This is a genomic window from Pseudomonas sp. S3(2024), from assembly GCF_036861315.1.
Classification (GTDB): domain Bacteria; phylum Pseudomonadota; class Gammaproteobacteria; order Pseudomonadales; family Pseudomonadaceae; genus Aquipseudomonas; species Aquipseudomonas putida_A.
The window spans coordinates 479,086-496,859 of the sequence record NZ_JAZAQQ010000003.1 but is presented as its reverse complement, the minus strand read 5'-3'; the positions used below and the strand labels follow the sequence as shown (position 1 = coordinate 496,859).

General features: G+C 62.5%; 15 protein-coding genes. 8 read left to right on the top strand and 7 right to left on the bottom strand.

All coding sequences use genetic code 11. From position 1 onward, the window contains the following. Positions 1-60: 60 nt before the first annotated feature. The 6 genes from VLA07_RS11480 to pilG form a co-directional block, all read right to left on the bottom strand. The gene (locus VLA07_RS11480) at positions 61-531 is read right to left on the bottom strand and encodes a chemotaxis protein CheW (RefSeq protein WP_183784829.1); all 471 of its coding nucleotides are present in this window, start codon (positions 529-531) and stop codon (positions 61-63) included. Beyond that, positions 524-6,424 carry an Hpt domain-containing protein gene (locus VLA07_RS11475; RefSeq protein WP_333989294.1) on the bottom strand — a complete coding sequence of 1,967 codons (5,901 nt, stop codon included), beginning with the start codon at positions 6,422-6,424 and terminating at the stop codon, positions 524-526. Before VLA07_RS11475 ends, VLA07_RS11480 begins: the two co-directional genes overlap by 8 nt. An 11-nt stretch (positions 6,425-6,435) precedes the next feature. Further along, positions 6,436-8,490: a methyl-accepting chemotaxis protein gene (locus tag VLA07_RS11470; protein ID WP_027610585.1), complete on the bottom strand. Its 2,055-nt coding sequence runs from the start codon at positions 8,488-8,490 to the stop codon at positions 6,436-6,438. 143 nt (positions 8,491-8,633) lie between these two features. After that, entirely contained in the window at positions 8,634-9,173 is a 540-nt protein-coding gene (locus tag VLA07_RS11465; protein WP_007964098.1) for a chemotaxis protein CheW, read from the bottom strand. 10 nt (positions 9,174-9,183) lie between these two features. Continuing rightward, on the bottom strand, positions 9,184-9,549 hold the full coding sequence (gene pilH / locus VLA07_RS11460; RefSeq protein ID WP_025109154.1) for a twitching motility response regulator PilH: 366 nt from the start codon (positions 9,547-9,549) through the stop codon (positions 9,184-9,186). A 60-nt stretch (positions 9,550-9,609) separates the two neighbouring features. Further along, entirely contained in the window at positions 9,610-10,014 is a 405-nt protein-coding gene (gene pilG, locus VLA07_RS11455; RefSeq protein WP_003229093.1) for a twitching motility response regulator PilG, read from the bottom strand. Positions 10,015-10,239: 225 nt separating this feature from the next. Here pilG and gshB point away from each other — a divergent pair, with 225 nt between their 5' ends. From gshB to VLA07_RS11420, 7 genes are all read left to right on the top strand, one after another. Then, positions 10,240-11,232, top strand: a complete 993-nt coding sequence (gene gshB / locus VLA07_RS11450) for a glutathione synthase (RefSeq protein WP_333989260.1) — start codon at positions 10,240-10,242, stop codon at positions 11,230-11,232. A gap of 107 nt (positions 11,233-11,339) precedes the next feature. Next, on the top strand, positions 11,340-12,239 hold the full coding sequence (locus VLA07_RS11445) for an energy transducer TonB (RefSeq protein ID WP_007964106.1): 900 nt from the start codon (positions 11,340-11,342) through the stop codon (positions 12,237-12,239). A gap of 173 nt (positions 12,240-12,412) precedes the next feature. Further along, positions 12,413-12,985 carry a YqgE/AlgH family protein gene (locus VLA07_RS11440; protein ID WP_097088974.1) on the top strand — a complete coding sequence of 191 codons (573 nt, stop codon included), beginning with the start codon at positions 12,413-12,415 and terminating at the stop codon, positions 12,983-12,985. Then, positions 12,985-13,422 (top strand): Holliday junction resolvase RuvX, encoded by a 438-nt coding sequence (ruvX, locus tag VLA07_RS11435; RefSeq protein ID WP_333989259.1) that lies wholly within the window; start codon positions 12,985-12,987, stop codon positions 13,420-13,422. Before VLA07_RS11440 ends, ruvX begins: the two co-directional genes overlap by 1 nt. An 81-nt stretch (positions 13,423-13,503) precedes the next feature. Beyond that, positions 13,504-14,010: a bifunctional pyr operon transcriptional regulator/uracil phosphoribosyltransferase PyrR gene (gene pyrR / locus VLA07_RS11430; protein ID WP_027610583.1), complete on the top strand. Its 507-nt coding sequence runs from the start codon at positions 13,504-13,506 to the stop codon at positions 14,008-14,010. Positions 14,011-14,038: 28 nt separating this feature from the next. Further along, on the top strand, positions 14,039-15,043 hold the full coding sequence (locus VLA07_RS11425; protein ID WP_003229107.1) for an aspartate carbamoyltransferase catalytic subunit: 1,005 nt from the start codon (positions 14,039-14,041) through the stop codon (positions 15,041-15,043). Continuing rightward, on the top strand, positions 15,040-16,311 hold the full coding sequence (locus tag VLA07_RS11420) for a dihydroorotase (RefSeq protein WP_333989258.1): 1,272 nt from the start codon (positions 15,040-15,042) through the stop codon (positions 16,309-16,311). The genes VLA07_RS11425 and VLA07_RS11420 overlap by 4 nt, the downstream gene beginning before the upstream one ends. Before the next feature lie 152 nt (positions 16,312-16,463). Here VLA07_RS11420 and VLA07_RS11415 read toward each other — a convergent pair whose 3' ends face one another. Then, on the bottom strand, positions 16,464-16,895 hold the full coding sequence (locus VLA07_RS11415) for an NINE protein (protein ID WP_007964113.1): 432 nt from the start codon (positions 16,893-16,895) through the stop codon (positions 16,464-16,466). Positions 16,896-17,143: 248 nt separating this feature from the next. Between VLA07_RS11415 and VLA07_RS11410 the strand changes: the two genes are divergently transcribed. Then, the gene (locus VLA07_RS11410; RefSeq protein ID WP_202369070.1) at positions 17,144-17,770 is read left to right on the top strand and encodes a C40 family peptidase; all 627 of its coding nucleotides are present in this window, start codon (positions 17,144-17,146) and stop codon (positions 17,768-17,770) included. Positions 17,771-17,774: the final 4 nt, after the last annotated feature.

Here is a 17,774-nt window from a genome sequence, read left to right as displayed (position 1 = left end):
TCCAATTGTAGGAGTGAGCCTGCTCGCGAAGAGGCCAGTCAGGCCACCGAAGATTCCGGATCAGTGAGCCAACCCAGCCTCCACCAACAACTGCTCCAACCCCAACAAATCCGGGACTTTCGCCACCTGCTCCCCGACTTGCACCGCTGCCTGCTCCAGCGCACACAACGGCACATCGACATAACTCAACTGGCTGTCGAGCTTGTACGAACGCGGGATCCCCTGCACCAGCAGTGCGATGAATTTCAGCTGCGGCAGCCCACCAAGGGCATTGAGGATGACGATCCGCGCGCGTTCGCCGATGACGACTTTCTGCCCGCAGGCCGACTCGAAACTCAGCAGCGGAATCTGCCGCTCACGCCAGCTCACCCGCCCCAGGTACCACGGCGGTGTGTCGAGGTCGAAGGCGCTGGCCTGGTAGTCGATCAGTTCGGCGACGGCGACGTTGGGCAGGATCAGGTTGCGATCGGCCAACGGCAGCAGCAGGCCGGTGAGTTGGCTGGTGCGCGCGTTGTGGCGGCGCTCATGCATGTTTCTTGCTCCAGTGGGCAATGCTTTCGAGCAGCACCGATTCCTGATACGGCTTGCCGAGGTAGTCGTTGACGCCGATGGCCATCGCGCGGTCGCGGTGTTTCTGCCCGGTGCGCGAGGTGATCATGATGATCGGCAGGTGCTGCAGGCGCTCATCGTTACGCACTTGGGTGGCGACTTCGAAGCCGTCCATGCGCGGCATTTCGATGTCGAGCAGCATCAGGTCGGGCATGTGTTCTTCGAGCAGCAACATGGCGTCGACACCGTCCTTGGCGGTCAGCACGTTCATGCCGTGGCGTTCGAGCAAACGGCTGGTGACCTTGCGCACGGTCACCGAGTCGTCGACCACCATAACCAGCAGTGGCTTCTGCGGTTCGCTGTCGATTTCCGCCTGCGCCGGGCGCTGCGCAACCCGCGCCTGCATCGCGCGGATCGGTGCGAGCAAATCAAGAATCAGCACCACCCGGCCATCGCCGAGAATCGTCGCCCCGGACACCCCCTGCACCGCCGCAAACTGCGGGCCGAGGCTCTTGACCACGATCTCGCGGGTGCCGGCCATCGCATCGACCTGCACCGCGATGTGCCGGTCATTGCACTGCACCAGAAGCACCGGCAACGGCAGGCTCTGGCCGAGCAGTTTCGGCCGTGGCGCGGTTTTCAGCAGCTCGCCCAGATAGCACAGTTCGTAGCGCTGACCGGCGTAGTGGTAGCTCGGCGGATCGTTGCGGTAGTGCGCTTCCAGATCATTCGGCAACACGCGGACGATGCCTTCGATGGTGTTCAGCGGAATCGCGTATTGATCCTCGCCGCACTGCACCATCAGCGCGCGGTTGACCGACACGGTGAACGGCAGACGAATGCGAAAATGCACACCCTGCCCCGGCACCGAGTCGATGCTCATGGTGCCGCCGAGCTGACGGACTTCTTCGTGAACCACGTCCATGCCGACGCCGCGCCCGGAAATCTGGGTGATCTTTTCCGCCGTGGAGAACCCCGGCTGCAGGATGAATTGCAGCACGTCGCGGTCGCTGATCTCGGCGTCCGGTGCCAGCAGGCCGCGCTTGATCGCCTTGCGCCGCACCGCTTCCAGCGGCACCCCGGCGCCATCGTCGCGAATATCGAAAACGATGTCGCCGCCCTCGCGGGTCAGGTCGAGGGTGATCGTGCCCTGCGCCGGTTTGCCCGCCGCCAGCCGCACTTCGGCCGACTCCAGGCCATGGTCGACGGCGTTGCGCAGCATGTGCTCCAGCGGCGCGGCCATGCGCTCCAGCACGTTGCGATCCATCTCGCCTTCGGCGTTGCCGATGATGAACGCGACGTCTTTGTTCAGCTCTTCGGCGACCTGCCGCACGATACGTTTCAGGCGCGGCAGCATGCGTTCGAACGGCACCATGCGCGTACGCATCAGGCCTTCCTGCAACTCGGTGTTGATCCGCCCCTGTTGCTGCAACAGGTTCTCGGCGTCGTGGTTGCGGCGCTCGAGGGTTTCCTTGAGATCGAGCAAGTCGGAGGCAGATTCGAACAGCGCCCGCGACAGTTGCTGCAACTGCGAATGGCGGTCCATTTCCAGCGGGTCGAACTCTTCGTAACCGAGGCGTTCGGCATCGACTTGCTGACGGCTGAGGATCCGCCCCTGGGTTTCGGTGTCGAGCCGGCGCAACTGATCGCGCATGCGTTCGATGGTGGTTTCCATCTCGTTCAGCGCGGTTTGCGCATCGCTGACTTGCTGCTCGATACGTCCACGGAAAATCGAGGTTTCCCCGGCCAGGTTGACCAGCTCATCGAGCAGTTCGGCGGAGACCTTGACCATGTCCGCGCTGGCATCAGCGGCGGGTGCCGCAGGCTCGGTCTTGGCCGGAATCGGCAGCAGCGGCGGCGTGTCAGGGGTCGCCGGGTGGCTGAAATTCTGGATCGCATTGATCAGCCGATCCGCTGGTGGGCATGGCTGCCCGGCGCGCACGCCGTCGAGCATCTGCGCCAGCCGGTCATGCCCGCGCTGCACCAGCGCGAACAGTTCGGCGGACGGTTGCAGCACGCCGGTGGCGAGGCTTTCGTAAAGGTATTCCAACTCATGGGCGAGGTCGCCGATCGGGCCGATCTCGACCATCCGCGCACCGCCCTTTAGGGTGTGCAGATCGCGCAGCAGGGTTTCCACTTCCTGCCGATTGCCCGGCTCGGCCTGCCAGCGCAGCAGCGCCGCGCCGGAGCTTTCGATGATGTCGAAACCTTCTTCGAGGAAGATTTCCAACAGTTCCGGATCATGCGCGGCGCTGTCGGGTACAGCCGTCGGCTGCGCCGTTTCGCCACTGCCGGACTGGCCCTGGCGGAACTGGCGGATTGCTTCGATCAGGTCTTGTGCCGGGGTCAGCGGCTGATGGTTGTGCAACTGTTCAAGCAACTGGGCCAAGCGGTCGTGGCTCTTGTGCAGCAAGCGTCCGAGCAGCTCGCTGTAGCTGTGGCGACGATCCATCAGACCTTCGTAGAGACTTTCCAGCTCATGGGCCAGATCGCCGATGGCGTCGACCTCGGCCATCCGCGCGCCGCCCTTGAGGGTGTGCAGATCGCGCTGCAACGACGACAGCGGCGCAGCGTTGTCCGGGTCGCTCAACCAGCGTTGCAGGGCTTGCCCGGCACTGTCGAGAATATCCACCGCTTCTTCGAGGAAGATCTCGACGATCTCGTCATCCGGCGCGCTTTCGGCGTTGGCGCGGGACAGTTCGGCGGTGGCGGCGCCCAGCTCATGGATGCTCAAGGTGCGGCTGCCGTCGCTGCGGATCAGCCCCATGGCCGTCGGGTCGAGGCTTTCGTCGAGCAGTTCGTGCAAGGCACGAATGCGCTGCGGCTGCGGGGTGACTTCCTGGCCGGCAGCCAGTTCGTCGAGCATGTTGATCAGCGCTTCATGAGCGTTCTGCGCTTCGTGGAAAAACCTGTCGCTGACCGCCAGGCTGCTTTCTTCGACGGCGCCGTAGAGGTCGAGCAAGGCTTCGCAGAGCACGTCCACCGGCAGCAGATCGGCAAGGTGTGCGCCTTCGCCTAAAGTGGTCAGTTCGTCCAGCAGCGCGCTGAGTTCCTGACGCTCGCCGGGATGTTGCTGCCAGCGCTGCAACAGGCTTTCGGCGTCGAGCAGGATGTCCATGCCCTGGGCGAGGAAGTTGTTGATCAGTTGCGGATCGCGCTTGATCCGCAACCCGGTATTCGGTGCGCTGAGGATCGCTTCCAGGCGTTCGGCCAGCAGCGTTTCGGTGCGTTTGATCAGCGACTGCGCACCGACAATCGGCGCCAGCGGATCGTGCTTGAGCTGGCGCAAACCGACGCGGAACAGACCTTCGGCTTCGAGGAGCAATTCCACTTCATCCAGATCCAGCGGCAACTGGTGCGCCTTGAACTCGCGCGCCAGTTTATCCAGCGGCGCGGCCAGTTCGGCAATCGGCAACACGCCGGCCATCGAGGCACTGCCCTTGAGCGTGTGCAAGGCGCGCTGCAATTCGTCGCTGGCCGGCAGCGGCACATGCTCGGCAGCCTGATCGAGGAAGCGGTTGAGGCTGGCGAGGTGGGTTTCGGCTTCGTTGCGAAAGATCTCCAGCAACAGCGGATCGAGGGCCGCCACGTCGGCGACGTCTTCGGCCGCCAGCGGCTCGACGCCTTTGGCCAGCGCATGCGCACGGGCCGCCAGTTGATCGACATCGCTGCGCTGACGCTGACGGTGCGTGGCGAATTCGCTGATCAGCTCCGGCAGCAGCAACACGGTGTCGGTGAGCAACTGCTGCACCTGCGCTCCAGGCTCGACACTGTGCTCCAGCACGCGGTTGAGCAGGTTTTCCACGGCCCACGCCAGCTCGCCAAGGATCAATGCGCGAACCATGCGCCCGCTGCCCTTCAAGGTGTGAAAAGCGCGGCGCAGTTCGGTCAGGGCGGCGCGGTCATGAGTGTCAGCCGACCAGCGCGGCAGGTATTCGTGCAGAACCTCGAGCACCTCGTCGGTCTCTTCGAGGAACACTTCGCGCAGTTCATCGTCCACCGGTGCTTCATCGACCGGCGGCGGCATCAGGCTGCCGGGGGTGATCAAGGCCGGCGGGTTGACCGCCGACACCGGGCTGGCCAGCACCTCGGCCAGCGACTGCACGGTTTCGGGGTCATCCAGTGTCTGCAGATCCTGCATCACCAGCGCTTCGCTGGGGCTGAGCACGTCGTCGAGCAGCGGCACGTGCTGCTCATGTGGAAAGAACCCCAGGCTGGCGAGGCTTTTTTGTGCGACATCCAGCAGTTGTTCATTCGGCGCTTGCGGGTCGTCGCTCAGGCGCTCGAGGTAATACTCGAGGCTGGTGATGACGTCGGCCAGATTATCCAGTTGCTGCCAGCCTGGCTGGTGCGGATCGAGCAGCAGGTGTTCGCGGATGAAGCTGTTACAGGCCTCGACCAGACTCGCCGCCCGGCTCAGCGGAATCATCGCCAGCGCGCCGCGCACCTGGGTCAGCAGTTCCGGCAACGGTTGCAGTTGCTGGCGATCCCAGTCGGCGTCGATGTAATCGACGATCATGTCCTTGGCCTGTTGCAGGCAGATGCGTGCTTCCTTGATCACGATCTGATGGATCTGTGTCAGGTCGGTGGTCGGCAGGCGCGCGTCTTCGGGGCTTTCCGGCTCGACGGTGCCGACCATCCCGGCGAGGTTGGCTTCGACGTAAAGCAGCGCGCCGGCAACGTCCATCAGGGTCGCGTCATTCGGTTCGCGCTGGCCCTGAGCGAGGCTGAGGACCACCGCCAGTTGATCGATGATGACTTTGCGCGGCTGGCCGAAACCGAGCACCGCGAGGGTGTCGGCGATCTGCCGCAACGGCGCCAGCAGGCTCTCCAGGTCGGAGGTGTGCTGACGGTCGCTGCGGACGAACAGGTCGAGACGCTCCTTGACCCGCACCAGCTCTTCGCACAGCGCCGCCAGCACCGAGCGCATCGCATCGCGGTCGGGGCCGGCCAGACGCGCACGTTCTTCGTCGACCATCGCGCTGTCGGGCAACGCGTCGTCCAGGGAGTAGCGATCTTTCATGGTCAGCATCTGCCCGGTGGGATGTTCGGCTTTGGCAATATAGAACAGCAGGCTTTTCAGCAGCTCCGGCGGGGGCGGCTGATTGAGGCCGCGCATGCCCTGTTCGAGCAGGCGCTTGAGTTCCTTGTCGGCGTCCTTGAACAGGCTGCGCAACGCCGGGCTGTTGGCGATGGCGCCTTCGCGCATGCCTTCGACCAGCGCGGAAGCGACCTGCCACAGCGGGCTCAGGGGCGCATCGGCGCTGAGCGCTTCGAGGCGCTGGAAAACTTTCGCCAGGTATTCGAGGTGGGTCTGATCATCCTGCTCGCGCAGCAACCCGACCAGCGCCATTTGCAGCATCTGGCGCAACTTGCGCAGCATGTTGGGCCACTCGGCCGGCTCCAGCGCGGCCAGCGCTTCTGCGCTCAACGGCGGCAAGTCCGGCAGTGGCGGGCTGAACAGGCTGGTTTCCGAGAGCAGGCTGTCGCCGCGTGCACTGCGCAGATCGTTGATCAGCGGCAGCACCACCAGCGGCAAGTCGCGGCGGGCGCTCTGCACCCGATCGAGGTAGATCGGCAATTGCCCGAGGGCTTGCAGCAGCAAGTGCAGGGCTTCATCGCGATGGGCGACGCGCCCGTGCTGCAAGGCTTCGACCAGATGCTCCATCTCTTCGGCGAGCAACGCGGCGCCGTAGAACTCGACCATCTGCAAACTGCCATGCACCTGATGGATATACGCCAGACACTCATCCAGCCCCGGCGCGGCCTGCGGGTCATCGAGCACGGTTTCAATCGCCTGATGCGCCTGTTTCAGCGTTTCGGCAATTTCACCCTTGACCCATTCGAGGGCCACGTAGTCGTGCCGGTCACCCATAACCACTCCACTCACGCCTTATCCGTCGCGGACGCCGACGGCAAGGTGAAACCGGATACCGAACGGCGCAGCTGACTGGCCATTTTCGCCAGGTTGCCGATGCTCTCAGCGGTGGCGGTCGAGCCGGACGAGGTCTGCGTGGTGATCTGCTGGATCACGTTCATCGTCAGCGAGATCTGCCCGGCCGACGAGGTCTGCTGCTGCGCCGCGTTGGAGATGCTCTGAATCAGCGCGGCAAGGGTCTTCGATACACCTTCGATTTCTTCCAGGGCCACACCGGCATCCTGCGCCAGACGCGCGCCGCGCACCACCTCGGTGGTGGTCTGCTCCATGGAAATCACCGCTTCGTTGGTGTCGGTCTGAATCGCCCGCACCAGGGTTTCAATCTGCCGGGTGGCGGCGGACGAACGTTCGGCCAACCGCTGCACTTCGTCGGCGACCACGGCAAAGCCGCGCCCGGCATCCCCGGCCATCGAGGCCTGAATCGCCGCGTTGAGCGCGAGGATGTTGGTCTGGTCGGCAATGTCGTCGATCAGGCTGACGATGTCGCCAATTTCCTGCGACGACTCGCCCAGACGCTTGATGCGCTTGGCGGTGTCCTGAATCTGTTCACGAATGTTGTCCATGCCGTGGATGGTGTTGTGCACCACCTCGTTGCCCTTGTTGGCGATCTCCACCGAGCGCTCGGCCACCGCCGAGGATTCAGCGGCGTTGGCCGAGACCTGATCGATCGACTGAGCCATGTCGCTGATCGCGGTCGAGGCTTCGGAAATCTGCTGCGCCTGATGCTCCGAGGCCTGGGCCAGGTGCATGGCGGTGGCCTGGGTTTCCTGCACGGCGGCGGCGACCTGGCCGGCGGTGAGGTTGATGGTCGCGACCAGATCGCGCAGTTGGTCAACCGAGTAGTTGATCGAATCGGCGATGGTCCCGGTGAAGTCTTCGGTCACCGAGGCGGTCACCGTCAGGTCACCGTCGGCGAGGTCTTCGATCTCGTCGAGCAGGCGCATGATCGCGTTCTGGTTGCGCTCGTTCTTCTCGGCGGTCTCGCGCAACTGGCGGTTGGTTTCACGAACCATGACCATGCCGATCAGGATGATCGAGGCCAGCGCCAGCAAACCAAGGACGTAGCCGCCGATGGTGTCGGTGTTGCGCCCGCCGGCAAGGTTTTCGAAACCGCTGGCGAGGTGTGAGGCTTCGTCGAGCAGGGTCTGCGACAGGCTGAAGATATTGCTCGCCGACTCCCGGACCTTGAACAGCTCCGGCGAGGTTTCGAGGATTTCGTCCACCGAGCCGGAGACGAACTGGAACAGCTCGGAAATTTCACTCAGCCGCGCACGGGCATCACGGTCTTCGACCTGGCTGATTTTCAGGGTCGGGTTGCCCTGCAACATGCCGTTGAGCACCTGGCCGAAACGGGTGGCGTCGCGGCCAAACGCATCGGCAGCCTGCTGCGAGTTTTCGTCACCGGCCAGCACGGTGTTGACCGCGCCGAGAATGCGTTCGGCCAGCAGCGATTGGCGCTGGGCCATCGCCACCTGCGCTGCCGGGGCGCCGCGTTGCAGAAGGATCTCGACGACTTTTTCGTATTCGATCTGCAACTGCGGCACGGTTTCAGCCAGGGTCGCGGCGACCTGATGCAGCGAGAGCACGGTCTGCTCACTGGAGAGAATCGCATCGGTGTTTTTCAGCAGGCGTTCCCAATCCAGCTGCACCGCGCGCATTTCCGGGCGCACGGTGGCCGGCGCGGGTGGCAGGCCGGTGGCCGGGTCGCCCTTCTTCAGGTAACCCCAGCGCTGGGCAAAATCGTTGCGCGCATCGCTCAGCAGCTTGAACGCTGCCGACTTCCCGGCAGCCGCTTCGGTGGCGTTCTTGGCGATGCGTTGCGACAGCACGCGCAGCTCACCGGCGTGGCCGATGTACTGCTTGTCGTAGTTGGCCTGGGTGTTGAGGTAGGCGAAGTTGGCGAACAGCAGCATGATGAACACGATCAGTGCGATGAACAGCACGATGATCTGCGAGCGACTGCGCGACCCTTCCGCCGATTTGCCTGTTTTTGCCTTTGTCATCGGTCCTCGCCTATGAAACCTGCCACGGTCCACTGTGGGAGCGGGCTTGCTCGCGAATGCGGTGGGTCAGCCAGCATCTATGTTGAATGTCAGACGGTATTCGCGAGCAAGCCCGCTCCCACATGGGATTTGTAGTGTCAGAGTTATATCGCGACGCTCATGAACACCGGCGATTTGGCCAGCGCAAACAGGCTGAACACCCGCCAGTTCTGCTCGCGCCGGAAATAGCCTTTGACGAACTCGGCCTTGGAGCCCTGGCGCTTGCTGATCGAGATCGGTTCGAAGCTGTCCTGCTCGAAGTGCTGCAGACCGAACACCTCATCCACCAGCAACCCGGCGAACACATCGTTGTGCTCCACCACCAACACACGCCGCTGTTTGCGCAGCGGCGACAGCTCGTGACCGAAGAAGCCGCACAGGTCCATGATCGGCAGCAAGCGCCCACGCAGGTTAGCCACCCCTTTGACCCACGGCTTGACCCCGGGCAACTGAGTGCAGCGCGGCTCGTGCAGCACTTCGCTGACTTCGCCCATCGGCGTCACGTACCAATGCTCGCCGAGGCGAAAGCCGATGCCGCTCCAGCGATCCTGACGGCCGGGCTGCGACGGCAGGTCCGCCGCCAGCAGACGGCAGCGCTGGTCGATCTGCCACAGCAGCTCGAACGCGGTCAGCGACTGGTTCATGGCCGCGCGATCAACCGGCCAGCACGTTGTTCAGGGTCTTGATCAGCATGTCTTCTTCGACCGGTTTGGTCAGGTAATCCTTCGCGCCCTGGCGCGTGCCCCAAACCTTGTCGGTTTCCTGATCCTTGGTGGTGATGATGATCACCGGGATGTGGCTGGTCTCGGCATCCTTGGTCAACTGGCGGGTGGCCTGAAAACCGTTGAGGCCGGGCATGACGATGTCCATCAGCACCGCGTCGGGTTTTTCCTGACGGGCCAGGGCCACGCCGTCGGCACCGTTTTCGGCCTTGAGCACTTCATGGCCGTGCTTTTCCAGCATGCCGGTGAGTTTGTACATTTCAGTCGGCGAATCATCGACGATCAGGATACGTGCCATGGTCTTCCCCATTTTTCTTGTCGACATCCGGCCCGCTGGCCGAGCGTCACTGTACGTGTCTTACTGCGGCAAAACGGCGGCGAAGCCCGGAACGTGGGCCTGAATCGCGTCAAGCAGCTCTTCCTTGCTGAAAGGTTTGGTCAAAAATTGATCAGAACCGACAATCCGCCCCTTGGCCTTGTCGAACAGCCCGTCACGCGACGACAGCATGATCACCGGCGTGGCCTTGAACGCACTGTTGTTCTTGATTAAAGCGCAGGTCTGATAACCATCCAGACGCGGCATCATGATGTCGACAAAAATGATCCCGGGGTGGTGGTCGGCGATCTTCGCCAAAGCGTCGAAGCCATCGATCGCCGTGATGACTTCGCAGCCCACATTTTTCAACAGCGTTTCGGCGGTGCGACGAATCGTTTTCGAGTCATCGATCACCATGACCTTCAAGGCGCTGGACTGCTGTTCCATAAGAGGGCTCTACCGTCGCCTTTGCGAATCAAATTGTCCGTTTTGCGATGAGTAATGGCTGGAAACCCTTGATGCTCAAGGGCCAGCACGCTATGCCAGCCTTTTTAGCACAGTCTCCAGATGCAATCTATCGACGGGTTTTTCCTTGACCGAAAACCCTGCCAGCGCCACTCTGGCGGCACTTTTTCAATACCGATCCGGTAGCCAATTTTCGAGGAAAACCCAATGAGCGTTCGCGTCGGGATTGTCATGGACCCTATCGCCAGCATTTCCTATAAAAAGGATAGCTCGCTGGCCATGCTGCTGGCCGCGCAGAAACGTGGCTGGGAACTGTTCTACATGGAGCAGCGCGACCTGTATCAGGCCGAAGGTCAGGCCCGGGCGCGCATGAAGCCGCTGAAAGTCTTCGCCAACCCGGAAAAATGGTTCGAACTGGACGCCGAGCAGGACAACCTGCTGAGCGACCTCGACGTGATCCTGATGCGCAAGGATCCGCCGTTCGACATGGAGTTCGTCTACTCCACCTACCTGCTGGAACAGGCCGAAACCGCCGGCGTGCTGGTGGTCAACAAGCCGCAGAGCCTGCGCGACTGCAACGAAAAACTGTTCGCCACGCTGTTCCCGCAGTGCACCCCGCCGACCATCGTCAGCCGCCGCGCCGATGTGCTGCGTGAATTCGCCGCCAAGCATGGCGACGTAATCCTCAAGCCGCTGGACGGCATGGGCGGCACTTCGATTTTCCGTCACCGCGCCGGCGATCCGAACCTGTCGGTGATTCTGGAAACCCTGACTGCCCTCGGCAATCAGCAGATCATGGGCCAGGCCTACCTGCCGGCGATCAAGGACGGCGACAAACGCATCCTGATGATCGACGGCGAGCCGGTGGATTACTGCCTGGCACGGATTCCGGCCCAGGGCGAAACCCGTGGCAACCTCGCGGCCGGTGGTCGTGGTGAAGCCCGGCCGTTGACCGACAAGGATCGCTGGATCGCCGCCCAGGTCGGCCCGACTTTGCGTGAGAAAGGCCTGCTGTTCGTCGGTCTGGACGTGATAGGTGAAAACCTCACCGAAATCAACGTCACCAGCCCGACCTGCATCCGCGAAATCGACAACGCTTTCGGTACCGATATCGGCGGCATGCTGATGGATGCCATCGACAAGAAGCTGCAAGCCGCCGGCAAAAAGCCGCAAGCCGCCGGCAAAAAGCCGCAAGCTTGACGTGTGTCACATGCAGCTTGTCGCTTGAAGCGTGAAGCCCAAGGCGCGAAACCAACATTGCGTTATCATGCGCAGCCTCTGAAAAACGCGATGTTGGTTTTCTTGTCATGACCCTCCCGTCCGATCTGCCCGCAGAACTCGCCCATCGTGGCGTGCGCCCGGCCGATCGCCTCGGATTTACCCTGTTTCTCGCGGCGCTGATTCATTTGGCGCTGCTGCTCGGCGTCGGCTTTACCATGGTCGAACCCAAGCAGATCAGCAAAACCCTGGAAATCACCCTCGCCACCTTCAAGAGCGAAACCAAGCCGAAAAAGGCTGATTTCCTCGCTCAGGAAAACCAGGAAGGCAGCGGCACCCTCGACAAGAAGGCGATTCCCAAGACCACCGAGGTCGCGCCGTTCCAGGACAATCAGGTCAAGAAGGTCACCCCGCCCCCGGCCGCCAAACCGGAAGTACGCGAAGCCGCGCCCAAGGCTGCGGTGACCACCGTGGCGCCGAAACAGCAAAAGGCGCCGACCAAGAAAGAAGAAACCAAAACCGAGACCAAACCCGCGGTCAACGCGCCGACGTTCGACAGCTCGCAGCTGTCCAGCGACATCGCCAGCCTCGAAGCGGAACTGGCCAACGAACAACAGTTGTACGCCAAGCGCCCGCGGATTCACCGTTTGAGCGCGGCCTCGACCATGCGCGACAAGGGCGCCTGGTACAAGGATGACTGGCGCAAGAAGGTTGAGCGCATCGGCAACCTCAATTACCCCGAGGAAGCTCGGCGCAAGCAGATCTACGGCAACCTGCGGCTGATGGTCTCGATCAACCGCGACGGCTCGCTGTATGAAGTGCTGGTGCTGGAATCGTCCGGCCAGCCGTTGCTGGATCAGGCGGCGCAGCGCATCGTCCGACTGGCGGCACCGTTTGCGCCGTTTACCGGCGATCTGTCGGATATCGACCGACTGGAAATCATCCGCACCTGGAAATTCGCCCGGGGCGACAAGCTTTCCAGCAATTAAGAACACCGCAAAACCCCTGTGGGAGCGGGCTTGCTCGCGAATGCGGTGGGTCAGCTACATTGACTTTGCCTGACACGCCCTCTTCGCGAGCAAGCCCGCTCCCACCCTTTGATCTGCGTTGTTCTCTGATCGTCAGCTTGTCAGTTTGCCCCTACGACGCCACACTATCGCTCATGAAAAACGTCAGCCCCAGCTACCTCAAGCATCACTTCCTGATCGCCATGCCGCACATGGCCGACCCGAACTTTGCCCACACCTTGACCTACATCGTCGAGCACACGGCCAATGGCGCCATGGGACTGGTGGTCAATCGACCGCAAGAGCTGAATCTGGCTGACATTCTCGAGCAATTGCGCCCGGACATCGATCCGCCAGCGCTGTGCCAGCATGTGCCGATCTTCATTGGTGGCCCGGTGCAGACCGATCGCGGTTTCGTCCTGCACCCGGCGGGCAAGACCTTTCAGGCCACCGTCGAGCTGGACGGTGATCTGGCGCTGTCCACCTCCCAGGACGTGCTGTTCGCCATCGCCGACGGCGTGGGCCCGGCGAAAAGCGTAATCACCCTTGGTTATGCCGGTTGGGAAGCCGGGCAACTGGAGGCCGAACTGGCCGACAACGCCTGGCTGACCTGCCCGTACGACGCCGACATCCTGTTCAACACCAGCAGCGAACTGCGTCTTGAGGCGGCGGCCCGGCACCTGGGGATCAACCTCAGCCTGCTGACCAGCCAGGCAGGGCACGCCTGATGGCCCTGCGCCTGATTCTCGGCTTCGACTACGGCACCAAACAGATCGGCGTTGCGGTCGGCCAGGTGATTACCGGCCAGGCCCGTGAGCTGTGCACCCTGAAAGCGCAGAACGGCGTGCCCGACTGGAATCAGGTCGAAGCGCTGTTCAAGGAATGGAAACCCGACGCCGTGGTGGTCGGCCTGCCGCTGAACATGGACGGTACGCCCAGCGAGATGTGCCTGCGCGCGGAGAAATTCGCCCGCCGTCTCAATGGCCGCTTCAATGTGCCCTTCTATACCCACGACGAACGCCTGACCACCTTTGAAGCCAAGGGTGAGCGACTGGTGTGCGGCGGGCAGAAAGGCAGTTACCGCGACAACCCGGTGGACGCCATCGCCGCCGCCCTGCTGTTGCAGGGCTGGCTCGATGAAAACACTGCATTGTTTGAATCCTGACAAGCGCTTCGGCGCTTTTCTTTTGGTTATAAACCCAGCCACGTCCGGCAGGACGCGGCTCGGAATCACGAAGGAGCAACCATGAGCCTGCCCAATCCCGCCGATCTGATCAGCCAGATGGCGACCCGCCTCAAGGCGCACCTTGCACAGCGTGATATCAGCGAACCGCGTTACATCGGCATCCGCACTGGCGGCATCTGGGTCGCGCAGGCCTTGCTCAAGGAATTGGCCAGCGACGCGCCATTGGGCACGCTGGATGTTTCCTTCTACCGCGACGACTTCAGCCAGAACGGCCTGCACCCGCAAGTGCGCCCCTCGGCCCTGCCCTTCGAGATCGAAGGCCAGCATCTGGTGCTGATCGATGACGTATTGATGAGCGGCCGCACCATCCGCGCCGCCATGAACGAACTGTTCGACTACGGCCGCCCGGCCAGCGTGACCCTGGTCTGCCTGCTCGACCTGGACGCCGGCGAGCTGCCGATCCGCCCGAACGTGGTCGGCGCGACGCTGTCGCTGGCCGCCAATGAGCGGGTCAAGCTGTCCGGCCCGGAGCCGCTGACGCTCGAACTGCAAGACCTGAATTCCTAACCCGCCCTTATTGAGAGTCCCCCTCGCGATGACGCCTCTAGATACCAAGCGCCCGCTGCAGCTCAATGATCAGGGCCAGCTGCGCCACTTCCTCTCGCTCGATGGCCTGCGCCGCGAGTTGCTGACGGAAATCCTCGACACTGCCGACTCGTTCCTCGAAGTCGGTGCCCGGGCGGTGAAGAAGGTCCCGTTGCTGCGCGGCAAGACCGTGTGCAACGTGTTCTTCGAAAACTCCACCCGCACCCGCACCACCTTCGAACTGGCGGCCCAGCGGCTGTCGGCGGACGTGATCACCCTGAACGTGTCGACCTCGTCGGCCAGTAAAGGTGAAACCCTGCTCGACACCCTGCGCAACCTCGAAGCCATGGCCGCCGACATGTTCGTCGTGCGCCACGGTGATTCCGGCGCCGCACACTTCATCGCCGAGCATGTCTGCCCGCAGGTGGCGATCATCAACGGCGGCGACGGCCGGCACGCGCACCCGACCCAGGGCATGCTCGACATGCTCACCATCCGTCGGCACAAGGGCGGTTTCGAAAACCTCTCGGTGGCGATCGTCGGCGACATCCTGCACTCGCGGGTGGCGCGCTCGAACATGCTCGCGCTGAAGACCCTCGGCTGCCCGGACATCCGCGTGATCGCGCCGAAGACCCTGCTGCCGATCGGCATCGAGCAGTACGGCGTCAAGGTCTACACCGACATGAACGAAGGCCTGAAGGACGTCGACGTGGTGATCATGCTGCGCCTGCAGCGTGAGCGCATGACCGGCGGCCTGCTGCCGAGCGAAGGCGAGTTCTATCGCCTGTTCGGCCTGACCACCGCGCGTCTGGCCGGGGCCAAACCCGATTGCATCGTCATGCACCCGGGGCCTATCAACCGTGGCGTGGAAATCGAGTCCGCGGTGGCCGACGGCCCGCACTCGGTGATCCTCAATCAAGTCACCTACGGCATCGCCATCCGCATGGCCGTGCTGTCGATGGCCATGAGCGGGCAAACAGCGCAACGTCAATTCGAGCAGGAGAACGCCCAGTGAAGCTCAGCATTCTCGGCGCCCGCGTCATCGATCCAAGCAGCGGTCTGGATCAAATCACCGACATTCACGTTGAAGCCTGCAAGATCGTCGCCCTCGGCGCCGCACCGGCCGGTTTCACCGCTGTGGAAACCATCAACGCCAACGGTCTGGTTGCAGCACCGGGCCTGGTCGACCTGAATGTGGCCCTGCGCGAGCCGGGCTACAGCCGCAAAGGCAGCATCGCCAGCGAAACCCGCGCAGCGGCGGCCGGCGGCGTGACCAGTCTGTGCTGCCCGCCGAAGACCAAACCGGTGCTCGACACCTCGGCCGTGGCCGAACTGATCCTCGACCGCGCCCGCGAAGCCGGCAACACTAAGGTGTTTCCGATTGGCGCGCTGAGCAAAGGGCTGGACGGCGAACAGCTGGCAGAGCTGGTGGCGCTGCGCGACGCCGGGTGTGTGGCGTTCGGCAATGGTCTGGAGAGTTTCCGCAACACCCGCACCCTGTGCCGGGCATTGGAATACGCGGCGACCTTCGACCTGACGGTGATTTTCAATTCGCAGGATCACGATCTGGCCGATGGCGGTCTGGCCCATGAAGGCGCGGTCGCCAGTTTCCTCGGCCTGCCGGGGATTCCGGAAACCGCGGAAACCGTGGCTCTGGCTCGCGATCTGCTGCTGGTCGAGCAGACCGGCGTGCGCGCGCATTTCAGCCAACTGACCAGCGCGCGCGGCGTGGCCCTGATCGCTCAGGCGCAGGCCCGTGGTTTGAAGGTCACCGCCGATGTCGCCCTGTATCAGTTGATTCTCACCGATGAAGCGCTGATCGACTTCAGCAGCCTGTATCACGTGCAACCGCCGCTGCGCACCCGCGCCGACCGCGACGGCCTGCGTGAAGCGGTGAAATCCGGGGTGATTTCGGCGATCTCCAGCCATCACCAGCCGCACGAGCGCGACGCCAAACTGGCACCGTTCGGCGCGACCGAGCCGGGCATCAGCAGTGTGGAGTTGCTGCTGCCGCTGGCGATGACGCTGGTTGAGGATGGTTTGCTGGATCTGCCGACCCTGCTGGCGCGCCTGAGTGCCGGGCCTGCGGATGCACTGCGTCTGCCGGCGGGCAAACTGGCGGTGGGCGGTGCGGCGGATATCGTGCTGTTCGCCCCGAAGGCGTCCACCGTGGCCGGCGAAGGCTGGCTGTCGAAGGGCGAGAACTGCCCGTTCCTCGGTCACACCCTGCCGGGTGTGGTGCGTTACACCTTGGTGGATGGGCGGATCAGTCACCAGGCGTAACCGGCTGCTGAGGGACATTGTGGCGAGGGGATTTATCCCCGATGGGCTGCGCAGCAGCCCTCAATCTACAACCGCGGTGATTCAATTCCTCCGCGGTTGAATGTTTTAGGGCCGCTACGCGCCCCATCGGGGATAAATCCCCTCGCCACAGGTTACTGAAAAGCGCCGCGATTCTGCGCGTTGCGCACCGAAACCTGATCATTCAGGGTCCAGAAGTCATACAGCACACCAATAAAGAACAACCCGCCGGTCAGCAGATACAGCAACCCGCTGATCCACTTGCCCTGGTACATCCGGTGCACGCCGAACACGCCCAGGAACGTCAGCAGAATCCACGCCACGTTGTATTCGATCGGCCCTGCGGTGAAACGCAGATCCGCCTCGCGATCCATTGCCGGGATCAGGAACACGTCGATCAGCCAGCCAATGCCCAGCAGACCGAAGGTGAAGAACCAGATCGTCCCGGTCACGGGCTTGCCGTAATAGAAGCGGTGAGCGCCGGTGAAACCAAAAATCCACAGCAGATAACCGATGATTTTGCTGTGCGTATCCTGCGGTGCAGCGACCTGCTGATAGCGGTTCATGAAGACCTCGATTCACACGATAGATAAATTTTCTTTAATTCTTTGTGACTTTTTTACATGTAGCCGACGTACGGCAAATGTTACCGTGTCGTCCGTCAAAGCCTTATAGCACCGGACTTCTGTCCGACAATTGCGTCCGTTTGCCGCTTGTTTGGTTCCGTTGCCCTCCGATGGAATCGACCAACGGCCTCGGAAGGGACAAAAAAGCTGTTATAAAGTTGCGCGCTAACACATAAGAGCCACGCCTAATGCGACCATTTTTCAAGACATGGCTAACTATTTGCCTATTAATGCCACTGGCCGCCCACGCCACCAATCGTGAGCAACGTCTTCCCAACGTTAACGGTTTCACCCCTAAATCCCATGCTTCGGCTCCTTCGAGCAAGAGCAGTAAACAAACCAGACACACCACGCTCGCCAGCAAGAATCACGGCAAGCTGGTGCCACCGATGGCCAACAAGGAAAGCAGCAACGTCCTGAGCCGCGCGGTGAACGTCCTCGGTACTCCTTACCGTTGGGGCGGCAGCAGCCCAAGTAAAGGCTTCGACTGCAGCGGGCTGGTGAAATATGCGTTCAATGACGCTACGTTCGACCTGCCACGCACCTCCAACGCGATGGCCAGCGGGCATGGCGAGAAAGTCGAACGCAAGGATCTGAAGCCGGGCGACCTGATTTTCTTCAACATCAAGAGCCGTCGGGTCAACCACGTTGCCATCTACCTGGGCAACGACCGCTTCATCCACGCCCCACGTCGTGGCAAAGCGGTGAGCATCGATACGCTGAACAAGCCGTACTGGGAACAGCATTACGTAGTTGCCAAGCGTGTGCTGCCGAAAGAACCGGCTGGCAAACAGATGCGTGTGGTTCAGCGCTGAGTCG